Origin of the sequence: Streptomyces sp. NPDC085900 (assembly GCF_044540925.1) — a bacterium.
Lineage (GTDB): Bacteria > Actinomycetota > Actinomycetes > Streptomycetales > Streptomycetaceae > Streptomyces > Streptomyces gilvifuscus.
The window spans coordinates 86,448-111,216 of record NZ_JBITSP010000014.1; the positions used below are offsets into that span (position 1 = coordinate 86,448).

A 24,769-nucleotide genomic window follows, 5' to 3' on the forward strand; every position below is an offset into this window, starting at 1 on the left:
GCTGTGGGGGGAGGGTGACGCGCGTAGAAAACAGTGAACAGTTGTCCCCCGAGTTTCTACGCGCGTCAATCTCCTGCCTGCTCCGGCCAGTTGTCAAGGTTTCGGCCATGTACGGGCGCCGACGAGGAGATGAACCGGGCGGCATAGGTGGAAATCCGTCTAGGCTGAGCCACTGAGTCGTACGTCGTCCAGGTGGTCGTACGGTCTTCGAGGCGCCCGAGGAGAACCGAGCCGATGTCAGACAGCTCCCCCCTGCCGCCCGTGCGGCTGCACCCCGAAGCGGAGCTGGCGCGAGACGCGCTGTCCACGCCCCTGCTGTCCCGGGCCGCGAGGCTGGCCCGCTGGGCCGGCCCGGACACCCGTGTCGACGCGGGGGGAGAACTCGTCGACGAGCAGGTGCCGGCCGCCGCCGAGGTGCTGGGCCTGAGCGGGGACGACGCCGCGGCCGACGCGAGCGAGGCCTGGCGGGCCGCCGTGGACACCGGCCTGGTGGAGATCGTCGACGAGGACGCGGGCACCGTCACGGCCGGGCAGGAGCTGGCACTGCTCACCGCCGGCTCCCCGCACGACGTGCTCGCCGTGTGGCAGGGCGCACTGGAGACGGTGCTCGCCGACGCCAGTGTCCCGGACATCGAGGGACTGGAGGAGGCCCTGGCCGCCGACGGCGAACTCGACCTCTCCGAACTGGAGTGGGACCCGGAGGCGGAGGCCGAGTTCCTCGACGGCGTCCTCGGCAACCTCTACCTGCTCAGCGTCAGCGAGGACGGCCCCGGTGACTCGCCCGTGCCGCTGCCGGCGCTCGCCGCGTCGATGATCGTGCCCTCCGACATGGGGGAGCCCACCAACGACGTCCTGGAACAGGTCTCCGACGCGATGATGCGGCTCGACGACCAGTTCCGGCTGCTGGAGCCGGTGGGGCTCGTCGAGTACCAGCCCGTCGACGAGGCGCTGATGGCCGACGCCGACGAGGAGCCCGCCGCGCCGGTCGACGACACGGACGTCTCCCGCTACGGCATGGTGCGGCTGACCCCGCTCGGGCTGTACGGGCTGCGGGCGCGGCTGCAGGAGGCCGGATTCATCGCGCCGGCCGTGGGCGACCTCGCCGACAAGGGGGCCGACGCGCTGCTGGACGGCACGGCGACGTTCCCCGCGGGAGCCGCACAGGCCGAGACCGAGCAGTGGCTCGCCCGGCGCGAACCCCTCGCCGCGGCACGGGAGTTGCTGGCGGCCGCCCGCGGCGGGGACGCCGGCGCCCCCCTGCGGCGGCTGCGCTGCCAGCAGGCGCTGTCACTGGTCGGCATCGAGGCCGAGTCCGCGCTGCGGGAGGTCCTCGACGACGCCGAACTGGGCGGCCTGGCCCGCGTCTGGCTCGCCGAACGCGGCGTGCCGGACGTGCCGGCCCCGTCGGAGGCGATGATCTTCTGGCTCACCATCGACACGGTCGCCGCCCAGCTCGCCGCCGAGGGCAACTCCGAGGAACTGCGCGAGCTGGTGCAGGGACTGGCCGCACAGCACGGCGAGTTCTTCACCACGGCCTGGCGGGTGGACCACCCGGCCACCGCGGACGTCCTGGAGGCGATGGGCCGACTGCACCCGGACAAGAGGGTGGCGAAGGAAGCGCGGAAGGCGGCGTTCAAGGCGCGGTCGCAGCAGGGGGGTTGAGCGGGCCGGGGGCTGGGGGCCGGGGGCTCTGCCGGGCTGGGCCCCTGCCGGGGCGCGGGCCCTTTGTGGGCCGGGGCGGGTTCCGGTTCGGGGTCGCGACGGGGTTCGGGCTGAGAGCGGCTGGCCCGATCGGCTCGGCCACGGCGGACGGTGTGCTGCGGCGGAGGTGTGTGCCGGGCGGGTGACGAAACCGACGGCTCTCTGGGCGCGTGGTCGTGGGCTGGTTCCTTCCGCGCGGACCGCGAAGCGTCGGCGTTGCTGCGGGCTGATGGCCCCTCGCCGGGCGTCTTCGGACGGCGCGCCGGGATGATGGCCAGGCGCAGCCCACCCGGCGCGACGGGGTGCCGCCGCATCCACCGGTGCTGTCCCGGCGGCGCGACTGCCGTCTCCCCGGCCCTAATGCCGTTCGGGGGCATCGGCCAGCCTCGTCCGTGAGGGCGCGCCGAGCGATTACCCGGACGCGGGGGACTTTTGCTTCCCGTGGGTCGCCGTGTACGGATTCATGGAACTGCGTCCGGTGGCGTCGCCCGGTGTTCAACTCCCGTTCAGGCGTGGGCGGGACGGTGGCGCCGACCCGAGGTCCGCCACCCTCCACGGCACACCCACCGTCACAGGAGACACCATGTCGCTCACTCGCAGGGACTTCGCCAGAAAATCCGCGATCACCGGTGCCGGTGTCGCGCTGGCGGGCAGCGTCGGCGCCCTCGCCACCGCCCCCAACGCCCTCGCGTCCACCGACACCGAGAGCGCCGAGGAGGGGACGGCCCATGGCCACGGCGGTGTCGGATACGGGCCGCTGGTCTCCGACCCCGCCGGCATCCTCGCCCTGCCCGCCGGCTTCAAGTACCGGATCATCACCTACAGCGGCCGGACCAAGCTGGAGTCGGGTGAGTTCACCCCGTCCAACCATGACGGCACCTCCACCTTCGACGGCCCCCGCGGCGCGACCCTCCTCGTCAACAACCACGAGCTCAAGGGCCCGCGTTCGAACTGGAAGTACCCGGTCCCGCTCACCGAGGGCCTGGTCTACGACCCCGCGGCCTCCGGCGGCTGCACGGTCGTCGAGGTCCGCCGCGACCACGTCGCCGAGTGGGTCGGCATCGCCGGCACCTCCACCAACTGCGCGGGCGGGAACACTCCTTGGGGTACCTGGCTTACCTGCGAGGAGACCGAGGACAAGGCCGGACAGAACGGCATGACCAAGGACCACGGCTACGTCTTCGAGGTCGACCCCGCCGACCGCCGGGCCAACCGCGACCCCAAGCCCGTCAAGGCGCTGGGCCGTTACGCCCACGAGGCCGTCGTCGTCGACCCCAAGCGAGGCCACCTCTATCTCACCGAGGACGCCTCCGGCCCCAACGGCCTGCTCTACCGCTGGACCCCGCCGGCCGGCTTCCACCACGGCCGCGGCAGACTGCGCACCCTCGCCGACGACGCGGGCGTCCTGCAGGCCTTCAAGTGCTTCGACTCCGGCGGCCGGTTCGTGGACGACCTCTCCCGGGCGACGAAGATCGGCACGGTCTACGGCGTCGACTGGGTGGACGTACCCGACCGCGACGCGAAGACCACCTCGGTCCGTAAGCAGTTCACCGAAGGACAGGTCACCCGCGCCCGCAAGCTGGAGGGCATGTGGTGGGGCGACGGCGGCACCTACATCGTCTCCTCCTACGCCCGTGACGAGAGCCCCGTCCAGCACGACGGCGCGGTCTGGTTCTACGACCCCAAGCGCCGCACCCTCACTCTCAAGGTCCTGCTCGGCGTCAACCCCGACCCGTCGAAGGAAGGCCGCTTCGACGGCCCCGACAACATCACCGTCTCCCCGTACGGCGGCCTCGTCATCGCCGAGGACGGCGAGGGCCTGCAGCACCTGTTCGGCGCCACCGACAGCGGCCGCACCTACCCCATCGCGCGCAACGAACTGAACATCGGCACCGAGGAGGAGCCGGAGTACAGCGAGTTCACCGGCGTCACCTTCTCGCCCGACGGCGCCACCCTGTTCGCCAACATCCAGGAACCGGGCATCATGCTCGCCATCACGGGCCCCTGGAAGCGCCAGAAGCGCGGCTGAAATCCCTTCATGAATTAATTCGTTCGCTCGTCCCGCGGCCCGCCTCCTAGAGTGATGAACGTCCAGGTGCGAAGGCAGGACCTACTTCCACTGATAATGGGGCGGCCGCGGGTTCGAGTCCCGCCACCGGTACAACGCGCCGGTGTAGCTCAGGGGTTAGAGCACCTACGTCGGTTCCGCCGACCTCGATCTCTGGACACCACAACTTCATGCACCTCCCGGTGCGCAGGCTGCGGCTACTTCCCTTTCTCAGAGAATCAGTGCCGCCGCCGACCTTGATCTCGGGAGGCGCAGCTCATGGTGGGTGCCCGGTGCGAAGGCAGCGGATACTTCAGGGACCTGGTGCTCCAGGCGAGCGTGCGGGTTCGAATCCCGTCGCCGGCCAAGGGCCGGCGTGGCGGAAATGGAAGACGCGCCAGGTGATAAGGCCGTCGCCGATTTCCGACCTCGGGCACCCTCCTTCTGCCGCGCCTCCCTCCGAAACCCATCCAGAATTCGGGGGAATTCACCATGGCGCGATTCAACACCAAGGGCGCGAAGGCGCAGCCCACTTCGCGTGTCACCTCCACGGGCCGCGTGCTCCGCACCTACGAGGGCGGCCGTGGCCGGGAGCGGGACGCGCGCTCCGAGCTCTTTCTGCTCGCCGTCGCGAACTTCGTGTCGCAGCAGACCTTCTACGAGACCGGCGCCGACCGCGACGACCGCTTCGCGCGTCTGGTCCGGCGGCTCGCCGTCGAGGACCCGGTGTGGACGGCCGGCCTGCTCGGCTGGCTGCGCGGCGAGGGCAACCTCCGCACCGCCTCCGTGGTGGGCGCCGCCGAGTACGTGAAGGCGCGCCTCGACGCGGGCGCCACCGACGGCCCGTCCAACCGCCAGGTCGTGGCCTCCGTGCTGCGGCGTCCCGACGAGCCCGGCGAGCTGCTCGGCTACTGGACGGCGATGTACGGCCGCAGCGTGCCCAAGCCCGTCAAGCGCGGTGTCGCCGACGCCGTACGCCGTCTGTACAGCGGCAAGTCGCTGCTGAAGTACGACACCGCGTCCAAGGGCTACCGCTTCGGTGACATCCTCAACCTGGTGCACGCGGCGCCCGACCCGGACAAGCCGTGGCAGGGCGAGCTGTTCCGATACGCCCTCGACCGCCGGCACAACCCGGACACGGCGGTGCCGCCCGCGTCCGACCGTGTCCTGACCGCGCATCGCGAGCTGATGGCGCTGCCGGTGGCCGAGCGGCGCGCGGTCGTCACCGCGCCCGACGGCGCCGAGCGGCTGGCCGCGGCCGGCATCACGTGGGAGGCGCTGGCGGGCTGGCTGCAGGGGCCGATGGACAAGGCGGCCTGGGAGGCCGTGATCCCGTCCATGGGCTCGATGGCGCTGGTGCGCAACCTGCGCAACTTCGACCAGGCCGGTGTGTCCGACGAGGTCGCGGCGCAGGTGGCGGCGAAGATCAGCGATCCGGCGGAGGTCGCGCGCTCGCGGCAGTTCCCGTTCCGGTACCTCGCCGCGTACCAGCACGCGCCGTCGCTGCGCTGGTCGTACCCGCTGGAGCAGGCGCTCGGCCACTCGCTGGCCAATGTGCCCGCGCTGCCCGGTCGCACGCTGGTCCTCGTCGACCGTTCGGGTTCGATGTGGGCGCGGCTGTCGGACCGCTCGGAGCTCAACCGGGCGGACGCGGCGGCGATCTTCGGTACGGCGCTGGCGCTGCGGGCGCGGAAGGCGGACCTGGTGGAGTTCGGATCCACGAGCCGGCGGCTGTCCTTCCGCAAGGGGGAGTCGGTGCTGAAGATCCTGGAGCGTTTCGGCGACCTGGGCGGCACGGACACCACCGGGGCGATCCGGGCCCACTACCGGGGCCAGGACCGGGTGCTGATCGTCACCGACGAGCAGTACGCCTTCAGCCACTACGGCGACCCGACCGAGCAGGTCCCGGCGAACGTGCCGGTCTACACCTGGAACCTGGCCGGGTACCGGGCGGGCCACGGCCCGTCGGGCAGGGCGAACCGGCACACCTTCGGCGGCCTGAGCGACGCGGCCTTCCGCATGGTGCCGCTGCTCGAGGCCGCCCAGGACGCCGACTGGCCCTGGGCCGCCTGAGCCACCCGATCGTGGCCCGCACTTCTACGGGGGGTGCGGGCCACACCCTTGCCCACCCCTGCCCGACCCTCGGCCCGGACCCTTGCCCCGCATCCGACTGACATCTAACATTTCAGTCGTGGAAGCCATCCGGCCGGTCGGCCGCACCCTCCTCAGGGACCGTGCCTACGAGGCCATCCGGGACGCCATCGTGACCGGGGAGATCGAGCCCGGTGCCGTCGTGCGGGACGCCGAGCTCGCCGAGCGGCTCGGGCTGTCCCGGGCCCCGGTGCGGGAGGCGTTCTCGCGGCTGGTGGACGAAGGGCTGCTGGAGAGCAAGCCGCAGAGCTACACCCGGGTCACCCCGCTGGTCGCCGCCGACGTCCGGGACGCGGCCGCCGTGGTCGGCGCCATGCACGAGTTGGTCACCCGAGTGGCCGTGCCCCGTCTCTTCGCCGCCGACGTCCAGGCGATGCGCACGGCCAACGAACGGTTCGCAGCGGCCGTCGGCGCGGGCGACGTCGACGGAGCCCTGGCGGCCGACGACGCCCTGCACGACGTCCTGGTGCGGGTCGCCGGCAACCGGGCGGCCGCCGCCACCATCGTCCGCTACACCCCTCTCGTCCGCCGCCTCGAACGCCGCCGCTTCGGCGAGAGCAGCTGCCGTTCGGCCGGACTGCACGAACAGCTGATCGAGGCCTGCGCGTCCGGTGACGCGGAGGCGGCGGTGCGCGTCACCGCCGAGATCTGGCGCAGCCTCGCCGACCTCGTCGATCTCACCGACGGCGACTGATCCCGACCCTTCCGGGAGGACCCGTGTCCCTGTCCCTTTCCTCGTACGACCGTTACCCCCTCCTCTTCGGGCCCTCCCCGGTGCACCCTCTGGAGCGCCTCACCACGCACCTCGGCGGCGCCTCCCTCTGGGCCAAGCGCGAGGACTGCAACTCCGGGATCGCCTACGGCGGCAACAAGACCCGCAAGCTGGAGTACCTGGTCGCCGACGCGCTCGCCCAGGGCTGCGACACGCTGGTGTCCATCGGTGGCGTGCAGTCCAACCACACACGCCAGGTGGCCGCCGTGGCCGCCCGGGCCGGGCTCAAGTGCGTGCTGATCCAAGAGAGTTGGGTGGACTGGCCCGACTCCGTCTACGACAAGGTCGGCAACATCCTCCTCAGCCGCCTCGCCGGGGCCGACGTGCGCCTGGTCAGGGCCGGCTTCGGCATCGGCTTCAAGGAGAGCTGGGAGCAGGCGCTCAGGGAGGTCGAGGAGTCCGGCGGGAAGCCGTACGCCATCCCGGCCGGCGCCTCCGACCACCCCCTCGGCGGCCTCGGCTTCGCCCGCTGGGCCCACGAAGTGGCCGAACAGGAACGCGAACTGGGCGTCTTCTTCGACACGGTGGTCGTCTGCTCGGTGACCGGCTCGACCCAGGCGGGCATGGTCGCCGGTTTCGCCGCCCTGGAGGAGGCCGGGGAGCGTCCCCGCCGGGTGATCGGCATCGACGCCTCGGCCAAGCCCGCCACCACCCACGAGCAGATCACCCGGATCACCCGCAACACCGCCCAACTCATTGGAGTGAAGCGGGAGTTGACCGAGGCGGACGTGGAGCTGGACGAGCGGTACCACGCGGGGACGTACGGCATCCCCGACGACACCACCCTGGAGGCGATGCGCCTGGCGGCCCGCACGGAGGGAATGGTCACCGACCCCGTCTACGAGGGCAAGTCCATGGCAGGCATGATCGACCTGGTGACCCGAGCCGAGATCACCCCCGACTCCACGGTCCTCTACGCCCACCTGGGCGGCCAACCGGCCCTGAACGCCTACAGCGCACTCTTCTGACGGGACTGCCCGGCCTCACAGGCCGGGCATCACCATCCCGTGTCACAGTGCCTCGGCCGACGGCTTCACCATTCCCCTCACCGTGCGGGCCTTCACGAAGTTGCCCAGGGCTGTCATTTCCCATTCGCCGGAGTACTGGCGGATGAGCTTGGCCATCATCACGCCTGTCTGGGGTTCGGCGTTGGTGAGGTCGAAGCGGACCAGTTCCTCGCCGGTGGTGGCGTCCAGGAGGCGGCAGTAGGCCTTGGCGACCTCGGTGAACTTCTGGCCGGAGAAGGAGTTGACCGTGAAGACCAGGCCGGTGGCCTCCTGGGGGATGCGGCCGAGGTCGACCGCGATCACCTCGTCGTCGCCGCCGCCCTCGCCCGTGAGGTTGTCGCCGGAGTGCTTGATCGCGCCGTTCAGGATCGACAGCTTGCCGAAGTAGCAGCTGTCGATGTGGTTGCGCTGCGGGCCGTAGGCGATGACCGACGCGTCCAGGTCGATGTCCTTGCCGCGGTAGGCGGGCTCCCAGCCGAGGCCCATCTTGACCTGGGAGAGCAGCGGGCTGCCGTTCTTGACCAGGGAGACGGTCTGGTTCTTCTGCAGGCTGACCCGGCCCTTGTCGAGGTTGATCTTCCCGGTGCCGGGCGCCGGGGCGGGCGGGGCGGCCGGGGGAGGCGGGGCCGCCGCCGGCTGCGGGGTGGACACGGGCGGGGCGGCGGCCGGGGCGGCGGCCGGTTCCTCCACCGTGACGCCGAAGTCGGTGGCGATGCCCGCCAGCCCGTTGGCGTACCCCTGGCCGACCGCGCGGGCCTTCCACTGGCCGTTGCGCAGATAGATCTCGACGACCACCAGGGCGGTCTCGGTGCCGAGCTGCGGGGGCGTGAACGTGGCCAGGACCGCGCCGCTGTCGGCGTCCCGGATCGTGGCCGTCGGCTCGATGCCCTGGAAGGTCTGGCCCGCGGCGTCGGGGCTCGCGGTGACGACGATCTTCTCGATGCCGGGCGGGACGGCGGCGGTGTCGACGGTGATCGCGTCCGGGGACGTACCGCCGCCGGACCGGTACGTCACGCCCGGTCCGGCCGGCTGGTTGTAGAAGATGAAGTCGTCGTCGGAGCGCACCTTGCCGTCTCCGGTGAGCAGCAGGCCCGACACGTCGAGCCGCACGGGGGCGGCGACGTCCACCGCCACGCGTGAGACGGACAGAGGGATGTTCGAGCCCGGGGTCATAGCTGTCATGCCCGGTGAACGAACGGACCCGCTTTACCGTTCCCTTAAACTTCTACGGCACCACGACGATCTTCCGCCCGACTCCGGCGGCGAACTGGTCCAGCGCCTGCGGGTACCGCTCCAGCGGCATGCGGTCGCTGATGAAGACGTCGGGGTCGAGGACGCCGTTCGCGAACAGTTCCGCCGCCCGCTCGAAGCTGTGCAGGACCGCCATCGAGCCGGTGATGGTGATCTCCTGGTTGTAGATCCGGTACGGGTCGATCGTCACCCGTGTGGCGTAGTCCGCCACCCCGAACTGCAGGAACGTCCCCGCCTTGGCCACCCTCCCCAGGCCGTCCTGGATCGCCGCGGCGTTGCCCGTCGCGTCGATCACCAGGTCCCAGCCCAGCGGGCGGTCCAGCTCGTCCGGGTTCGCGGCGGACGCCGACACCCCCAGGCGCCGCGCGGTCTGAAGCCGCTCCGCGTTCAGGTCGACCACGTCGACGCTCGCCGCGCCGGTCCGCTTGGCGAGCTCCAGCATCATCAGGCCCATCGTGCCCGAGCCGTAGATCAGGACGTGTGCGCCCAGGCGGGAGCGCAGGACGTCGTAGCCGCGGATCGCGCAGGACAGCGGCTCGACCAGGGCGGCGTCCTGGGTGCGTATGTGGTCGGGCAGCTTCACGCAGTTCGCGACCGGTGCGACGGCGTACTGGGCCGCGCCGCCCCCGGTGGTGACGCCGATGGCGGCCCACCGCTCGCAGAGGTTGCTGTGGCCTGTACGGCAGTACCGGCACTCGTGGCAGTACAGCGACGGGTCGACCGCCACCCGGTCGCCGATCGCGACCTCCGTGACCTGGGTGCCGACGCCGACCACCTCGCCCGCGAACTCGTGCCCCGGCACGATCGGCAGTTTGGGCGCGAACTCGCCCTGGAGGATGTGCAGGTCGGTGCCGCACAGGCCGCAGGCGGCGACCTCCACGACCACCTCGCGGGGGCCGGGTGCCGGGTCCGGGACCTCGGTGACGACGGCGCGGCCCACGGACTCGATGACGGCGGCCTTCATTTCACGGCTCCAAGCGACAGGCCCTGGACCAGCTTGTCCTGGGCGGCGAACCCCGCGGCGAGCACCGGCAGGGAGATGACGAGCGACGCGGCGCACACCTTCGCCAGGAACAGGCCCTGGCTGGTGATGAAGCCGGTCAGGAAGACGGGGGCGGTCTCGGCGACCACGCCGGTCAGGACCCGGGCGAAGAGCAGTTCGTTCCAGCTGAAGATGAAGCAGATCAGGGCGGTCGCGGCGATGCCCGGAAGGGCGATCGGGGCGACCACGCGCGTGAGGATCGTCGGCAGCCGGGCGCCGTCGATCTGCGCGGCCTCGATCACCGCCACCGGGACCTCGGCCAGGAACGACTGCATCATCCACACCGCGATCGGCAGGTTCATGGCCGTGTAGAGCAGGACCAGCAGCCAGATGTTGTCCAGCAGTCCGGCGTTCTTGGCGAACAGGTAGATCGGCAGCAGGCCCGCCACCGCGGGCATCATCTTCGTCGACAGGAAGAAGAACAGGACGTCCGTCCACTTCCGCACCGGCCGCACGGACAGCGCGTACGCGGCCGGCAGGGCGAGGAGCAGGACGCAGAGCGTCGACGCCACCGACGCCACGGTCGAGTTGATCAGCGCCGGCCAGGGACTCGCCCCGCCGCCGGTGCCGAAGAACTCGCGGTAGCCGTCCAGGGTGAGGGAGGCCGCGAAGGACGGCGGGTTGGTCGCCGCGTCCGACTCGGAGTGGAAGGACGTCAGCGCCATCCACGCGATGGGGAGGAAGAACGCGATCCCGACCAGCCAGGCCAGCAGCCCCAGGCCGGCTCCCCGGCGGCGGGGGCGGGTTCGTACGGCGGCGGTGCTCATGCGCGGGACACCTCCTCGCGGAACAGGGACGACACCACGCGCAGCGCGAAGGTGGCGATGACGATCGAGCCGATGACCACCAGGACGCCCGCGGCGGAGGCGAGGCCGTTCTCGTGGGCCTGATAGAAGCTCTGGTAGACGGTGTAGGGGAGGTTGGCGGTGCCCAGGCCGCCCGATGTGATCGTGAAGACGGCGTCGAAGTTCTGGACGATGTAGATCGAGCCCAGGAGCGCGCCGAGTTCGAGGTAGCGGCGCAGGTGCGGCAGCGTCAGGTGGCGGAAGATCTGCCAGTCGCTCGCGCCGTCGACGCGGGCCGCCTCGATCTGCTGGTGGTCGCGGCTCTGCAGGCCCGCGAGCAGGATCAGCATCATGAACGGCGTCCACTGCCACACGAGGGAGGCCTCGACCGCCATCAGCGGGGTGTTGGAGATCCAGTCCGGCTGGGGGCCGCCCACATAATGCAACAACCCGTTGAACAAGCCGTATTCGGGGTTGTAGAGCACATGCTTCCACAGCAGGGCCGCCGCCACCGGGACCACCAGGAAGGGGGCGATCAGCAGGGTGCGGACCACCCCGCGGCCCTTGAACCTGCGGTCCAGGAGCAGGGCCAGCACCAGGCCCAGGACCAGGCTGACCAGGACGACGGTGACGGTCAGCAGGACGGTCGTCCACACCGAGTGGCGCAGGTCGGCGTCGGTGAGAACCTGCCGGTAGTTGTCGAGGCCGGTGAAGTGGCGGGCCTTCGGGTAGAGGGCGTTCCAGTCGAAGAACGAGATCACCAGCGTGGCCACGAAGGGCAGCTGGGTCACCGCGATCATGAACACCAGGGCGGGCAGCAGCGGGGCGCGGGTGGCCCAGGCGCGCAGCCGGGTGGAGGGGGCGCCCTGGGCGCGTACGGGAGTTGCGGCGATCGGGGCCGTCGTCGTGGCGGTCATCGTCCCTCGTACTCCTTCGAGATCTTCTCGGCGAGCTGCTGGGACCTCTTCAGCGCCGAGTCGACGGACTGGCGTCCGGCGATGGCGGCACTGATCTCCTGGGAGACCTTGGTGCCGAGATCGGTGAACTCGGGGATGCCGACGAACTGGATGCCGGGCGCGGGGCGCGGCTGCACCCCCGGGTCGTCGGGCCGGGCGCCCTCGATGGCCTCCTTGGTCATCTCCTGGAAGGCGGCGGCCGACCTGACGTACTCGGCGTTGGTGTAGGTCGAGGCGCGTTTGCCGGCGGGCACGTCGGACCAGCCGCTGGTCTCGCCGACCAGCTGCTCGTAGCCCTTGCCGGACGCCCAGGAGACGAACTTCCAGGCCTTGTCGGGGTTGCGGGAGGCCTTCTGGATGCCCCAGGCCCAGGTGTAGAGCCAGCCGGAGCCGGCGGTCTTCTCCACGGGGGCGGGCGCGTAGCCGAGCTTGCCCTTCACGGGTGAGCCCTTGGCCTCCAGGGAGCCGGCCGCGGACGTGGCGTCGTACCACATGGCGACCTTGCCCTGGGTCATGTTGTTCAGGCACTCGGCGAAGCCGGACTGGGCGGCGCCGGACTCGCCGTGCCGGCGCACGAGGTCGACGTAGAACCTCGTCGCCTTCTCGAAGGCGGGGGAGTCCAGTCGCGCCTTCCAGTCCTTGGTGAACCAGGTGCCGCCGAAGGTGTTGACGACGGTGGTGAGCGGTGCCATCAGCTCGCCCCAGCCGGGCAGTCCGCGCAGGCAGATGCCCTTCATGCCGGGCTTCGCGCCGTCCGCCTTCGCGGCGAGGTCGGCCACCTGCGTCCAGGTGGGGTGGGCGGGCATGGTGAGGCCCTTCGCCGCGAAGACGTCCTTGCGGTACATCAGGAACGACGACTCGCCGTAGAAGGGCTGCCCGTAGAGCTTGCCGTCGTCGGCCGTCAGGGACTGGCGCATCGGCTTGAGGACGTCCTGCTCGTCGTAGGAGCGGTCCTTGGCCACGTACGAGTTCATCTCGCGCAGCCAGCCGTTCTTGGCGTAGATGGGGATCTCGTAGTTGGAGAGCGTCGCGACGTCGTACTGGCCGGCCTGGTTGGCGAAGTCCTGGCTGATCTTGTCGCGGACGTCGTTCTCCGGCAGGACGGTGAAGTTGACCTTGATGCCGGTCTCCGCGGTGAAGTGCGCCTTGGTCAGTTTCTGCAGCTGAACCATCTGCGGGTTGTTCACCATCAGGACGTTGATGGAGTCGCCGCCGGAACCGGACCCGCCCGCCCCGACCCAACAGCCGGAGAGCAGCGGGGCGAGCAGCGTCCCTGCGGCGGCCAGGGCGAGCGTGGCTCGCGGTGGCCGTCGTCGGCTCGGGGTTCGCATGGATCGCTCCTGGACATAGGGGGGTATAGGGGGCGCCGCTCGGCGCGACGGTCCCCGGTGGTGCCTGTCGGTCGGGTTTTCGGGGATCAGACGCGGATGACCTGCGGTCCCAGCAGTGAGTACCGGTGGGCCTCGGCGGACGGCAGCAGGGTGCTGGTGACGATCGTCTCCAGCGCGCCGATCTCCGCGAACCGGCAGAAGCTGACCGCGCCGAACTTGGTGTGCACGCCGGCGAACACCGTGCGGCGCGCGGCCCGCATCGCCTGCGCCTTGACCTCGCTGACGGCCGGGTCGGGGGTGGTCAGGCCGTGTTCGCGGGAGATGCCGTTGGCGCCGATGTAGGCCAGGTCGAGGACGAAGCCGGCCAGCATCTTCGTCGTCCAGTGGTCGACGGTCGCCAGTGTGCCCGGGCGGACCCGGCCGCCGAGCAGCAGGACGGAGGTGTTCTCCGCCTCCGCGAGGGCTCCGGCGACGGGCAGGGACGCGGTGACGACGGTGAGCGCCCGGTCCCTCGGCAGCGCCTCGGCGATGAGCTGCGGGGTGAAGCCCTCGTCGACGAAGACGGTCTCGGCGTCCCCGAGCAGTTCGGCCGCTGCGGCCGCGATCTTGCGCTTCTCGGGCACATGGCTGGTGGCCCGGAACGCGAGGGTCGTCTCGAAGCCGGCGCTCTCCACGGGATAGGCCCCGCCATGGGTGCGGCGGATCAGCCCGTGGTCCTCCAGGGCGCGCAGGTCCCGTCGTACGGTCTCCTTGGCCACGCCCAGCTGTGCGGCGAGCGCCGTGACGTCGACCGAGCCGGTGGCGCGCGCTGCTCGCACGATCTCGCGCTGGCGCTCCTCCGCCGTCCGCGCGGTGTTCGCCGTCATCGCCGTCACCTGCTTCCCTGCCGTGTCTCGGGCTGCCCGTTCGGGCCCGGTGGGACCCATGCAGGAAGTTCTACAACCGGTGCTCGGCGCTGACCAGGCCTGTTGCCGGCCCGATGCTGCCCGTGTGTGCCCGTTCACGCAAACGGAGCGTCCGCCTCGGACCTGCGCGGCTGTGCACGCGGGCGTGGGAGCGGGCAGAGTCCGTGCCCGAATACGGCGGCGGGCGGGCCCGTTCGGTGCCCGCCCGCCGCGCGAACGATCTGTTCCGGTCAGGTCAGTACGGCCAGATCGGCGGGTCGCTGACGAAGGCACCGCCCAGGTACGCGTGCGCGATGTTGTCCGGTTCCAGCTCGCCCTGCTCGGCGATCAGCTTCTCCGCGAACTCCTCGGAGTCGTCCCGCGGCTCGTAGCCGAGCGCCCGCGCGGAGGACAGGTCCCACCACAGGCGGGTGTTGGCGGAGGAGCCGTAGACGACCGTGTGCCCGACGTTCTCGGCGGACAGGGCCGCGTGGAAGAGGCGGGCGCCGTCGGCCGGGCTCATCCACACCGACAGCATGCGCACGCTGGTCGGCTCCGGGAAGCAGGAGCCGATGCGGACGGACACGGTCTCCAGGCCGTACTTGTCCCAGTACAGCTGCGCGAGGTCCTCGCCGAAGCTCTTGGACAGGCCGTAGAAGGTGTCCGGGCGGCGCGGGGTGTCGATCGGGATCAGCGGGTCGTCGCCCTGCGGGCGCGGGGTGAAGCCGACCGCATGGTTGGAGGAGGCGAACACCACGCGGGCCACCCCCTCCTCGCGGGCCGCCTCGTAGAGGTTGTAGGTGCCCTCGATGTTCGCCTTCAGGATCTTCTCGAACGGGGCTTCCAGGGAGATGCCCGCGAGGTGGATGATCGCGTCGACGCCCCGGACGGCCTCGCGCAGGGCCGCACGGTCGGAGAGGTCGGCGGTGACCGCGTCGGGGTCGCCCTCGATCGGGCGTACGTCGAGAAGGCGCAGTTCGTAGCCGAAGGCCGGGAGCAGATTCCGCATCAGGGTGCCGACCCCACCGGCGGCGCCGGTGAGCAGAACGGTGCGGGGAGCGGGCATCCTCGGTCTCCTTGAGGCACATGTATGGACGGTATTCACATTCGTGGACACGCTAGGGAGCGGTGCCACGCTCCGTCAAGTGTCCCGCGCAGCCGCCGTATTCACCTCTTTTCCAGTGACTTTCGGTCGGTCTCGCGCCGAATCGCGCGCTTGACCGGCCCGGAGAGGGCTCCTTAGGGTGGCAGTGTTCAGAAATATAGACGCCGATCACAAGAACGTACGCGCCTGTCTCAGGGAGAGCCCGTGACGCCTGCCCCCCTCGCCGCTCGCCTCAGCATCCCGAGCGGGCCGCTGTTCTTCCCGGTCACCGCCTACGGCCCGGACGGCTCGCTCGACCTGGACGCCTACCGCACCCATGTGCGCCGGGGCGTCGAGGCCGGGGCCGCCGCCGTGTTCGCCTGCTGCGGCACCGGCGAGTTCCACGCGCTCACGCCGGAGGAGTTCCAAACGTGCGTGCGGGCGGCGGTCGAGGAGACGGCGGGGCGGGTGCCGGTCGTCGCCGGCGCCGGGTACGGCACCGCACTCGCCGTGCGCTACGCCCGCCTGGCCGAGGCCGCCGGCGCCGACGGGCTGCTCGCCATGCCGCCGTACCTGGTGGTCGCCGGGCAGGAGGGGTTGCTGCGGCACTACCGCGAGGTGGCCGCCGCGACCGCCTTGCCGGTGATCGTCTACCAGCGCGACAACGCCGTGTTCACCCCGGAGACCGTGGTCGAACTGGCCCGCACCGACGGGATCATCGGCTTCAAGGACGGCCTCGGCGACCTCGACCTCATGCAGCGCGTCATCAGCGCCGTACGCACCGAGACCTCCGGCGACTTCCTCTACTTCAACGGCCTGCCGACCGCCGAGCAGACCCAGCTCGCCTACCGCGCCATCGGCGTCCCGCTGTACTCCTCCGCCGTGTTCTGCTTCGCCCCGGAGCTCGCCCTCGCCTTCCACGCGGCCCTGAACTCCGGCGACGACACCACCGTCCGCAGGCTCCTCGACGGCTTCTACCGCCCCTTCGTCGAACTGCGCGCCCAGGGCCGCGGATACGCCGTCTCCCTGGTCAAGGCCGGGGTACGCCTGCGCGGACTGGACGTCGGGGAGGTCCGCCCGCCGCTCCACGAGCCGACCGAGGACCATGTGAAGCAACTGGCCCGGCTGATCGAGCGCGGCTACGCGCTGCTGGAGGAGGGCAAGTGAAGGCGTCGACGTTCGTCTACCCCTGGGACGTCAACGGGGATCCCGAGGCCGCGCGGCGCATCGCCGGCCTCGGCGTGCGGCAGGTGACGCTGGCCGCCGCCTACCACTCCACGCGCGCCCTGACCCCCCGTCACCCGCGCCACCGCATCGTCACCGCCGAGCATGCCGCCGTGCTGTACCCCACGGACGCGCGCTGGGAGGGGCGGGAGCTGCGCCCCCACGCGGCCGGCGACTGGGCGCCCGGCGACGCGTACGGCGAGGCCGCGGTGGCCCTCGCGGACGCCGGCCTGGAGGTGCACACCTGGGTCGTCCTCGCCCACAACTCCCGCATGGGCGCCGAGCACCCGGACACCTCCGTCGTCAACGCCTACGGCGACCGCTACCCCTGGGCCCCCTGCATCGCCCAGCCCGCCACGCGCGCGTACCTGACCGACCTCGCGGCCGAGGCGGCGGTACGGCCCGGGGCCCGCGGCACCGAGCTGGAGTCCCTCGGCTGGTACGGCCTGCAGCACCTGCACGCCCACGACAAGACCGGCGCGGTCGGCCTCGGGGACGCCGGGTACTACCTGATGGCACTCTGCTTCTGCCCCTCCTGCCGGACGGGGTACGGCGCCCAGGGCCTCGACCCCGACGAACTGGCGGCCGCCGTACGCGACGCGCTGGAGCCGCTGTGGCGGGGCGCCCCCGACGACGGCGGCTGGGCCGGGGTGGAGAAGCTGCTGGGCGAGGAGAAGGCGGCCGCCACGCGCGCGTGGCGCGACGAGACCGCCCGCACGCTCCAGGAGACCGCCGTGCGGGCGGTGCGCGAGGCCGCCCCCGACGGCTTCCAGGTGCTGCTGCACGCCGACCCGATGACGTACCGCGTGGGCGCCAACCCGGGCGTCGACCCCGCGCACATCCTGGGTGTCGCGGACGGCGTGGTCGTGCCCTGCGCGGGCGGCCCCGGCCTGCTGACGCCGTTCGCCGAGCAGGGGCGCGAGGGCGCCGTCATCGCCGCCAACCTCCCCGTGGTCGCGGGCATGGGCGGCAGCCCGGGAACGCTGGCCGCGGACGCGGCGGCGGCCCGGGAGCACGGCGCCACCGAACTGCGGCTCTATCACGCCGGGTTGGCCTCGGACGACGACCTGGAGGCGGTGCGCTCGGCACTGGGCTCCCTCTGACGCAGTGAGACCGCCGTCGCCAGCAGCCCCGCGCCCAGGACGAGCAACAGCGGCCGGAACCCGGTGACTCCGACCAGGCCGGCGCCCAGGGCGAGGCCGACGACGTTCGGGGCGTACAGCAGGGTGCCGGCGGTCGCGGTGACCCGACCGAGCAGCGCGTCCGCGGTCCCACGCTGTACGGCGGTCATCGCGGCGATCAGCACACAGGGCAGCCCCGCCCCGATCGCCGCGCCGCACACCAGCGCCACCGGGTCGGACGGCACCGCCCGCCCCGCCACCCCGACCGCCGTGAGGGCGATCCCGCACGCGGCGAACCGGCGTTCCCCGAGCCGCCGCAGCCCCGCCCCGGAGACCAGCCCGACCGCGACCGAACCGGCGCCCTGCGCCGCATAGAGCGCGCCCGCGTAGGCGGGGGAGTGCCCCAGAGCGTCGATGACGGCGTAGACCAGCGCGCCGTTGAGGCCGGCGAACAGCATGGTCGTCCCGCCCGCCAGGACCAGGGGGCGCAGCCCGCGGTGCCCCCACAGGAAGCGGGCGCCCTCGGCGGTCTGCGCACGCCACGCGCGCGTGGCCGGCTCCGGCCGCCTCTCGCGCACCCGCACGCGCGCGTAGAACGCCGCCGCGCACACGAAGGTCGCCGCGTCCAGCAAGGCTACGCTCGGACCGCCGTAGGCCGCGTAGACGCCGGCGCCCGCCAGCGGGGCCAGCAGTTTCATGCCCTCGACGGCCGTGGTGCGCAGGCCGTTGAAGTCGCCGAGCAGCTCCGGGGCGACGGCGGCGGCGACGAGCGCGGCCTTGGCCGCCTCGTGCACGACCGAGGCGGTGCCGTACACGAACAGCACGGTGAACAGCAGCCACAGCCGGCCGGGTGAGTCGACGGCGAGGAGGGCGAGCAGCAGGGCCGCCGGCAGCAGGTTGAGCGTGATCAGCAGCGGTTTGCGGCGGATCCGGTCGGCGAGCGTGCCCAGCGCCGGGCCGGCCAGGGTGGGCGCCCACAGGGCGAGCATGCACAGGGCGGCGAGCCCGTCCGAACCGGTCAGGTCCTTCACCCACACGCCGGAGGCCAGCCACAGCGCGGAGGTGCCGAAACCGGACACCAGCAGGGCGGCGAGACACAGCCGCGCGCCACGGTCCCGCACCACGCGCACCAGCGGCCAGGTCGATGTCGTCATGCCTGCTCATCGTGGGCCTAAGGCCGGGGCGCCGGGATCGGGCAGGTGCCTTACAAACCCGGACGCGAGGGAGCCCGCCGGCACCGGGCGATGAGTTTCGGGGGCCGTGCCGGTCTGCCTCTCAGACACGACTGTGAGGAGCGGTGAATGACCGACACGATCCTGGACCTCGGACCACAGGCACGGATCATCGCGCGGCTCGTGGAGGGCGTGCGGGACGAGCAGCTGGCGGCGCCGACGCCCTGCCCCGGCTCCGCGGTGCGCAACATGCTGGGCCACGTGCTGACTCTGTCCGTCGCCTTCCGCGACGCCGCCCGCAAGGACCTCGGCGTCACGACCGACGGCAACCCGGGCGCCGCCGCCCCGGAGCTCGCCCCGGGCTGGCGCGAGGAACTGCCCAAGGCCCTCGACGAACTGGCCGACGCCTGGCGCGACCCGGCTGCCTGGACCGGCATGACCAGGGCGGGCGGACTGGACATGCCCGGCGCGGTCGCCGCCGCCGTGGCCGTCGACGAACTGGTGATCCACGGCTGGGACCTGGCCCGCGCCACCGGCCGGCCGTACACCCCCGACCCGGCCGCGCTGCGGATGTCGTACGACTTCCTGTTCGCGGCGGCCGAGGACCCGAGCCGGGGCGGCGGCATCTTCGGCCCCGTCGTCCCGGTCGCGGCGGACGCACCGCTGCTGGACCGGGCGGTGGGGCTGAGCGGCCGGGATCCGGCCTGGACGGCTCAGCCGTGATGCCGGGTGCGGGTGGCCCACCACCACCCGCACCCGACGCACTCAGTCCGACCTCGGCAACCTCAACTTCCCCTGCCGGAAGCATTGACGAAATCTTCGCCCTCTCCTACCTTCAACGCGTCGTACTTCGTACGTCATATATGAGACGCGATACGCGAGATCAGATACGCGACATCGAGAGGGCCGCATGACCTCTGTGCCCACGCCGATCCCGTCCCGCACGCAGTACGTGCTGGACGCGATCAAACACCGCATCCTCACCGGGCAGTTGACGCCGGGACAGGCTCTGGTCGAGACCGAGCTCGCCGCGCAGTTCGGGGTGTCCAAGACCCCCGTGCGGGAGGCGCTCAAGACCCTGGCCGGCACCGGGCTCGTCGTGATGAACCAGTACAAGGGCGTCACGGTGCGCATGGTGGACGCGGACATGGCGCGCGAGGTCTACGACGTACGGCTGCTGCTGGAGCCCGAGGCGCTGAAGCGCGCGGTACGCCGCGGAGCCTCCCTGAGCGCCGCGCGCGACGCCCTCACCCGGGCCGACGCGGCAACCGACACCGCCGAACGGTCCCTCGCCAACCGTGAGTTCCACCGCGCCCTCTACCTTCCCTGCGGCAACCCGCTGCTCGGCCGGATGCTCGACGAGGTCCGCGACCAGGCCGCCCTGGTCTCCGCGGTCGCCTGGGCGGCCTCGCCCTCCTGGGAGCGGGAGGCCGGCGAGCACCGGGAGATCCTGCGGCTCGCCCTGGACGGCGACGCCGACGGTGCCGCGCGCGCCCTGCACGACCACATCGCGTCGTTCGTGCGGCGGGCGTTCCCGCAGGCCGCGGAACCGGCCCCGGCAACCGAAGAGGAAGGTCAGGAATGAGCGGCGTGACGTTCGAGACCCAGCGGGCGGCCCTGGCCGACGTGGTGGCGATCCCGGTGACCCCGTTCGCCGAGGACGGCTCCGTCGACACCGTCGCCCACCGGGCCCTGCTGCGTCGGCTGCTCGAAGGCGGCGTCCGCATCCTCACCCCCAACGGCAACACCGGCGAGTTCTACGCCCTCACCCCCGAGGAGCGCCGCCTGGTCACCGAGTTGACGATCGACGAGGCGGGCGCCGGCGCGGCGATCCTCGTCGGTGTCGGCCACGACGTGCCCACCGCCATCGCCTCCGCGCGGCACGCCCGCGAACTCGGCGCCCAGATGGTCATGGTCCACCAGCCCGTCCACCCCTACGTCTCCCAGGCCGGCTGGGTCGACTACCACCGTGCCATCGCCGAGGCCGTCCCCGAGCTGGGCGTCGTCCCGTACATCCGCAACGCCCAGCTGTCCGGCGCCCGGCTCGCCCAGCTCGGCGAGGCCTGCCCGAACGTCATCGGCGTCAAGTACGCCGTCCCGGACGCCGCCAGGTTCGCCGCCTTCGCGCGGGACGCGGGGCTCGACCGCTTCGTCTGGGTGGCCGGACTCGCCGAGCCGTACGCGCCCTCCTACTTCTCCGCGGGCGCCACCGGCTTCACCTCCGGCCTGGTCAACGTCGCCCCCTCCGTCTCGCTGAACATGATCGAGGCGCTCCGGTCCGGCGACTACCCGGCCGCCATGAAGGTCTGGGAGCAGATCCGCCGCTTCGAGGAACTGCGCGCCGCGCACGGCTCCGCCGACAACGTCACCGTCGTCAAGGAGGCCCTCGCCTCCCTCGGCCTGTGCCGCCGCGACGTCCGGCCGCCGAGCCGGACGCTGCCCGAGGACGAGCGCGCCGAGGTCGCCGCGATAGCCGCCGGGTGGTCCATATGACCGCCCGGGAGCGCCTGAGTCCGGAGGAACTGCGCAGCCACCAGTGGTACGGCACCGAGGGCCAGTTGCGCACCTGGTCGCACAACGCCCGGATGCGCCAGCTCGGTTACGAGGCGGAGGAGTACCGGGGCCGCCCGGTGATCGCCGTCCTGAACACCTGGTCCGACATCAACCCCTGCCACGTCCATCTGCGCGAGCGCGCCGAGGCGGTCAAGCGGGGTGTGTGGCAGGCCAGCGGTTTTCCGCTGGAGTTCCCGGTCGCCACGCTGTCCGAGACGTACCAGAAGCCGACCCCGATGCTCTACCGCAACCTGCTCGCGATGGAGACGGAGGAGCTGCTGCGGTCGTATCCGGTCGACGCGGCGGTGCTGCTCGGCGGCTGCGACAAGTCGACGCCGGCGCTGCTGATGGGCGCGGCCTCGGCCGACGTGCCGTCGCTCTTCGTGCCCGCCGGGCCGATGCTGCCCGGGCACTGGCGCGGGGAGACCCTCGGGTCCGGCACCGACATGTGGAAGTACTGGGACGAGCACCGCGCCGGCAACCTGACCGACTGCGAACTGCGCGAACTCCAGGGCGGGCTGGCCCGTTCCCCCGGCCACTGCATGACCATGGGGACCGCGTCCACGATGACCGCGGCGGCGGAGGCCCTCGGCATGACCCTGCCGGGCGCCTCCTCGATCCCGGCCGTCGACTCCGGGCACGAACGGATGGCCGCCGCCTCCGGGCGCCGTGCCGTGGAGCTGGCCTGGACCGGGCTGAAGCCGTCGGAGATCCTCACCCCCGAGGCCTTCCAGGACGCCGTCACCACGGTGCTCGGGCTCGGCGGCTCCACCAACGCCGTCATCCACCTGATCGCCATGGCCGGCCGGGCGGGCGTCAAGCTCACCCTGGACGACTTCGACCGCGTCGCCCGCACCGTGCCGGTGCTGGCGAACGTCCGGCCCGGCGGACAGACCTACCTGATGGAGGACTTCTACTTCGCCGGCGGTCTGCCCGCCTTCCTGTCCCGGATCACCGACCTGCTGCACCTGGACCGGCCGACCGTCAACGGCACCCTGGGCGAGCAGCTGGAGGGCGCCGTCGTCCACGACGACGACGTCATCCGCACCCGCGAGAACCCGGTCGCCCCCGAGGGCGGAGTTGCGGTCCTGCGCGGCAACCTCTGTCCCGACGGCGCCGTCATCAAGCACATCGCCGCCGAGAAGCACCTGCTGAAGCACACCGGCCGCGCGGTCGTCTTCGACGACTACAGGACCATGCAACGCACCATCGACGACCCGGAGTTGCGCATCACCGCCGACAGCGTGCTGGTGCTGCGCAACTCAGGGCCCAAGGGCGGCCCCGGCATGCCCGAGTACGGCATGCTGCCCATCCCCGACCACCTCCTCAAGCAGGGCGTGCGGGACATGGTGCGGATCTCCGACGCCCGGATGAGCGGCACGAGTTACGGCGCGTGCGTCCTGCATGTGGCGCCCGAGTCGTACGTCGGAGGACCGCTGGCCCTCGTCCGCACCGGCGACAGCATCACCCTCGACGTCGAGGCCCGGACTCTGCGACTCGACGTCGACGAAACCGAGTTGGAACGCCGAAGGGCGGAGTGGACACCGCCGCCCACCCGCTACGAGCGCGGCTACGGCGCGCTCTACAACGAGCAGATCACCCAGGCGGACACCGGCTGCGACTTCGAGTTCCTCGCCAGGCCGGGCAAGGCGCCAGACCCCTACGCCGGCTGACCCGTCCCCACCCAGGGGCGCGGGGAACTGCGCGACAAGCCGCAACGCACCCGCACCCGCCGCACCACAGCAAGAGGCACCCCGTACCGCGAACAGGGGCCGACCTCCGCATATCGAGAAAGCGCTTCCCGTACGACGTACCGAGAACGGAGACCCTGTCATGGCCCAAGCCGCAGCCGTGGCGAAACCGCCCGCGCCACCCCGGCGGCGCCGTGCCTCCGCCACGCCGCGCAGGCTCCCGTACCTGCTGATCGCACCGGCGGCCCTGCTGATGCTGGGCTTCATCGCCTACCCCGTCATCAGCGTCTTCTACTACAGCCTGCAGAACTACAACCCCACCAAGCCGTGGCGGAACGGCTACGCGGGGCTCGACAACTTCGTCCAGATCTTCACCAAGGACACCCAGTTCTGGGACACGCTGACCTTCAGCGCCAAGTGGGTCGTCGTCGAGGTCGGTCTGCAGCTGCTCTTCGGTCTCGCGCTCGCGCTGATCGTCAACCAGACCTTCGTGGGCCGCGCGCTGGGCCGCGCGCTGGTCTTCTCCCCGTGGGCCGTCTCCGGCGTGCTGACCTCCGCGATCTGGGTGCTGCTGTACAACTCCCAGACGGGAATGACCCGTTACCTCGCGGACATGGGCATCGGCTCCTACGGCACGAGCTGGCTGTCGGACACCTCGACCGTCTTCCCCGCGGCGATCGTCGCCGACCTGTGGCGAGGCGTCCCCTTCTTCGCCATCCTCATCCTCGCCGACCTCCAGTCCGTCTCGAAGGACCTCTACGAGGCCGCCGAGGTCGACGGCGCCAGCCGCGTCAAGCAGTTCTGGCACATCACCCTGCCCCACCTGAAGGACGCGATCGTCCTGTCGACGCTGCTGCGCGCGGTGTGGGAGTTCAACAACGTCGACCTGCTCTACACCCTCACCGGCGGCGGACCGGCCGGCGAGACCACGACCCTGCCCCTCTACATCGCCAACACCAGCGTGGACGCCCACAACTTCGGCTACGCGTCCGCCCTGACCACGGTGGCGTTCGTGATCCTGCTCTTCTGCTCGATCGTCTATCTGCGGTTGAGCAAGTTCGGAGGCGACCAGAAATGATCACCGAGATCGCCCCCGCGCCGGAGCGCGTGTCCTCCGAGCCCGCCCGGCCGCGCGGGAAGCGCCGCGCCTGGGACGAGGTACCCCGTTGGCACATCTACCTCCCTCTCTCGATCTACCTGCTCTTCACCCTGATCCCCTTCTACTGGATCCTCCTCTTCGCCCTGCGCCCGGCCGGCTCGACCTCGCTCCTGCCTTGGCCGATGACCTTCGACCACTTCGAGAAGGTGTGGAACGAGCGGGCGTTCGGCACCTACTTCCAGAACAGCGTCCTCGTCGGCGTCGCGACCCTGGTGATGACGACCCTGGTCGCGCTGGCCGGCGGATACGCCCTCGCCCGGTTCGACTTCAGGGTCAAGAAGGCCTTCATGCTGGCCCTGCTCTGCACGCAGTTCGTGCCGGGCGCCCTGCTGCTGGTCCCGCTCTTCGAGATCTTCGCCAACCTGCGGATGATCAACTCCCTCGGCAGTGTCATCATCGCCGAGACCGTCTTCCAGCTGCCCCTGTCGATGATCCTGATCAGCGGGTTCATCCGGAACGTGCCCTACTCGCTGGAGGAGGCCGCCTGGGTCGACGGCTGCAACCGGTTCACCGCCTTCCGCATCGTCGTACTCCCGCTGCTGCGGCCCGGGTTGATCGCCGTCGGTTCCTTCGCCTTCGTGCACGCCTGGAACCACTTCCTGTTCGCCCTGATGTTCCTGTCCGACCAGAGCAAGCAGACCATCCCGGTCGGCCTCAACACGCTGATGAGCGCCGACAGCGTCGACCTCGGCGCGCTCGCTGCGGGCGGCATCATCGCGGCCGTACCCGTCGTGATCGTCTTCGCCTTCATCCAGAAGTGGCTGATCACCGGCTTCAGCGCGGGGGCGGTGAAGGGATGAGGGCTCGTCCGATGCCTACCCTGCACGCACGAACCGGC

21 protein-coding genes are annotated in these 24,769 nt (G+C 71.4%); 13 read left to right on the plus strand and 8 right to left on the minus strand.

Features of this window, described 5'->3' with window-relative positions; genetic code table 11:
- Window positions 1-234 precede the first annotated feature (234 nt).
- From ACIGDI_RS36620 to ACIGDI_RS36640, 5 genes are all read left to right on the plus strand, one after another.
- Window positions 235-1,662, plus strand: coding sequence for a hypothetical protein (locus tag ACIGDI_RS36620; protein ID WP_399906107.1), 1,428 nt, complete (start codon window positions 235-237; stop codon window positions 1,660-1,662).
- Window positions 1,663-2,284: 622 nt separating this feature from the next.
- On the plus strand, window positions 2,285-3,730 hold the full coding sequence (locus ACIGDI_RS36625; protein WP_399906110.1) for an alkaline phosphatase PhoX: 1,446 nt from the start codon (window positions 2,285-2,287) through the stop codon (window positions 3,728-3,730).
- Window positions 3,731-4,240: 510 nt separating this feature from the next.
- Window positions 4,241-5,821 (plus strand): TROVE domain-containing protein, encoded by a 1,581-nt coding sequence (locus ACIGDI_RS36630; protein WP_399906113.1) that lies wholly within the window; start codon window positions 4,241-4,243, stop codon window positions 5,819-5,821.
- Between the two features lie 118 nt (window positions 5,822-5,939).
- Window positions 5,940-6,593: a GntR family transcriptional regulator gene (locus ACIGDI_RS36635; RefSeq protein ID WP_200699185.1), complete on the plus strand. Its 654-nt coding sequence runs from the start codon at window positions 5,940-5,942 to the stop codon at window positions 6,591-6,593.
- Between the two features lie 29 nt (window positions 6,594-6,622).
- Window positions 6,623-7,639, plus strand: a complete 1,017-nt coding sequence (locus tag ACIGDI_RS36640; protein ID WP_399906425.1) for a 1-aminocyclopropane-1-carboxylate deaminase — start codon at window positions 6,623-6,625, stop codon at window positions 7,637-7,639.
- A gap of 42 nt (window positions 7,640-7,681) precedes the next feature.
- Here ACIGDI_RS36640 and ACIGDI_RS36645 read toward each other — a convergent pair whose 3' ends face one another.
- The 7 genes from ACIGDI_RS36645 to ACIGDI_RS36675 all read right to left on the minus strand — a co-directional run bounded on the left by ACIGDI_RS36645 (window position 7,682) and on the right by ACIGDI_RS36675 (window position 14,993).
- Window positions 7,682-8,851 carry a TerD family protein gene (locus tag ACIGDI_RS36645; RefSeq protein ID WP_399906427.1) on the minus strand — a complete coding sequence of 390 codons (1,170 nt, stop codon included), beginning with the start codon at window positions 8,849-8,851 and terminating at the stop codon, window positions 7,682-7,684.
- Between the two features lie 52 nt (window positions 8,852-8,903).
- Complete coding sequence (locus ACIGDI_RS36650) at window positions 8,904-9,893, minus strand: zinc-dependent alcohol dehydrogenase family protein (protein WP_399906116.1); 990 nt, start codon at window positions 9,891-9,893, stop codon at window positions 8,904-8,906.
- A complete protein-coding gene (locus ACIGDI_RS36655; protein ID WP_399906118.1) occupies window positions 9,890-10,738 on the minus strand; it encodes a carbohydrate ABC transporter permease in 849 nt (282 codons plus the stop codon). Before ACIGDI_RS36655 ends, ACIGDI_RS36650 begins: the two co-directional genes overlap by 4 nt.
- Window positions 10,735-11,673 (minus strand): carbohydrate ABC transporter permease, encoded by a 939-nt coding sequence (locus tag ACIGDI_RS36660; protein WP_399906121.1) that lies wholly within the window; start codon window positions 11,671-11,673, stop codon window positions 10,735-10,737. The genes ACIGDI_RS36655 and ACIGDI_RS36660 overlap by 4 nt, the downstream gene beginning before the upstream one ends.
- Window positions 11,670-13,043 carry an ABC transporter substrate-binding protein gene (locus ACIGDI_RS36665; RefSeq protein ID WP_399906124.1) on the minus strand — a complete coding sequence of 458 codons (1,374 nt, stop codon included), beginning with the start codon at window positions 13,041-13,043 and terminating at the stop codon, window positions 11,670-11,672. Before ACIGDI_RS36665 ends, ACIGDI_RS36660 begins: the two co-directional genes overlap by 4 nt.
- A gap of 86 nt (window positions 13,044-13,129) precedes the next feature.
- On the minus strand, window positions 13,130-13,909 hold the full coding sequence (locus tag ACIGDI_RS36670; protein ID WP_399906127.1) for a DeoR/GlpR family DNA-binding transcription regulator: 780 nt from the start codon (window positions 13,907-13,909) through the stop codon (window positions 13,130-13,132).
- A gap of 274 nt (window positions 13,910-14,183) precedes the next feature.
- Window positions 14,184-14,993, minus strand: a complete 810-nt coding sequence (locus tag ACIGDI_RS36675; protein WP_399906130.1) for an NAD-dependent epimerase/dehydratase family protein — start codon at window positions 14,991-14,993, stop codon at window positions 14,184-14,186.
- Between the two features lie 243 nt (window positions 14,994-15,236).
- Here ACIGDI_RS36675 and ACIGDI_RS36680 point away from each other — a divergent pair, with 243 nt between their 5' ends.
- Window positions 15,237-16,178, plus strand: coding sequence for a 5-dehydro-4-deoxyglucarate dehydratase (locus ACIGDI_RS36680; RefSeq protein ID WP_399906133.1), 942 nt, complete (start codon window positions 15,237-15,239; stop codon window positions 16,176-16,178).
- Complete coding sequence (locus ACIGDI_RS36685; RefSeq protein ID WP_399906136.1) at window positions 16,175-17,338, plus strand: hypothetical protein; 1,164 nt, start codon at window positions 16,175-16,177, stop codon at window positions 17,336-17,338. The genes ACIGDI_RS36680 and ACIGDI_RS36685 overlap by 4 nt, the downstream gene beginning before the upstream one ends.
- Here ACIGDI_RS36685 and ACIGDI_RS36690 read toward each other — a convergent pair.
- Window positions 17,275-18,510 carry an MFS transporter gene (locus ACIGDI_RS36690; protein ID WP_399906139.1) on the minus strand — a complete coding sequence of 412 codons (1,236 nt, stop codon included), beginning with the start codon at window positions 18,508-18,510 and terminating at the stop codon, window positions 17,275-17,277. The genes ACIGDI_RS36685 and ACIGDI_RS36690 overlap by 64 nt on opposite strands.
- 147 nt (window positions 18,511-18,657) lie before the next feature.
- Between ACIGDI_RS36690 and ACIGDI_RS36695 the strand changes: the two genes are divergently transcribed.
- From ACIGDI_RS36695 to ACIGDI_RS36720, 6 genes are all read left to right on the plus strand, one after another.
- Entirely contained in the window at window positions 18,658-19,251 is a 594-nt protein-coding gene (locus ACIGDI_RS36695; RefSeq protein ID WP_399906142.1) for a TIGR03086 family metal-binding protein, read from the plus strand.
- A gap of 187 nt (window positions 19,252-19,438) precedes the next feature.
- Window positions 19,439-20,113: a GntR family transcriptional regulator gene (locus tag ACIGDI_RS36700; protein ID WP_384817628.1), complete on the plus strand. Its 675-nt coding sequence runs from the start codon at window positions 19,439-19,441 to the stop codon at window positions 20,111-20,113.
- A complete protein-coding gene (locus ACIGDI_RS36705; protein ID WP_399906145.1) occupies window positions 20,110-21,021 on the plus strand; it encodes a dihydrodipicolinate synthase family protein in 912 nt (303 codons plus the stop codon). Before ACIGDI_RS36700 ends, ACIGDI_RS36705 begins: the two co-directional genes overlap by 4 nt.
- Window positions 21,018-22,754, plus strand: a complete 1,737-nt coding sequence (araD, locus tag ACIGDI_RS36710) for an L-arabinonate dehydratase (protein WP_399906148.1) — start codon at window positions 21,018-21,020, stop codon at window positions 22,752-22,754. The genes ACIGDI_RS36705 and araD overlap by 4 nt, the downstream gene beginning before the upstream one ends.
- 160 nt (window positions 22,755-22,914) lie before the next feature.
- Window positions 22,915-23,850: a carbohydrate ABC transporter permease gene (locus ACIGDI_RS36715; RefSeq protein WP_384817624.1), complete on the plus strand. Its 936-nt coding sequence runs from the start codon at window positions 22,915-22,917 to the stop codon at window positions 23,848-23,850.
- Window positions 23,847-24,731: a carbohydrate ABC transporter permease gene (locus ACIGDI_RS36720; protein WP_399906151.1), complete on the plus strand. Its 885-nt coding sequence runs from the start codon at window positions 23,847-23,849 to the stop codon at window positions 24,729-24,731. The genes ACIGDI_RS36715 and ACIGDI_RS36720 overlap by 4 nt, the downstream gene beginning before the upstream one ends.
- Window positions 24,732-24,769 lie beyond the last annotated feature (38 nt).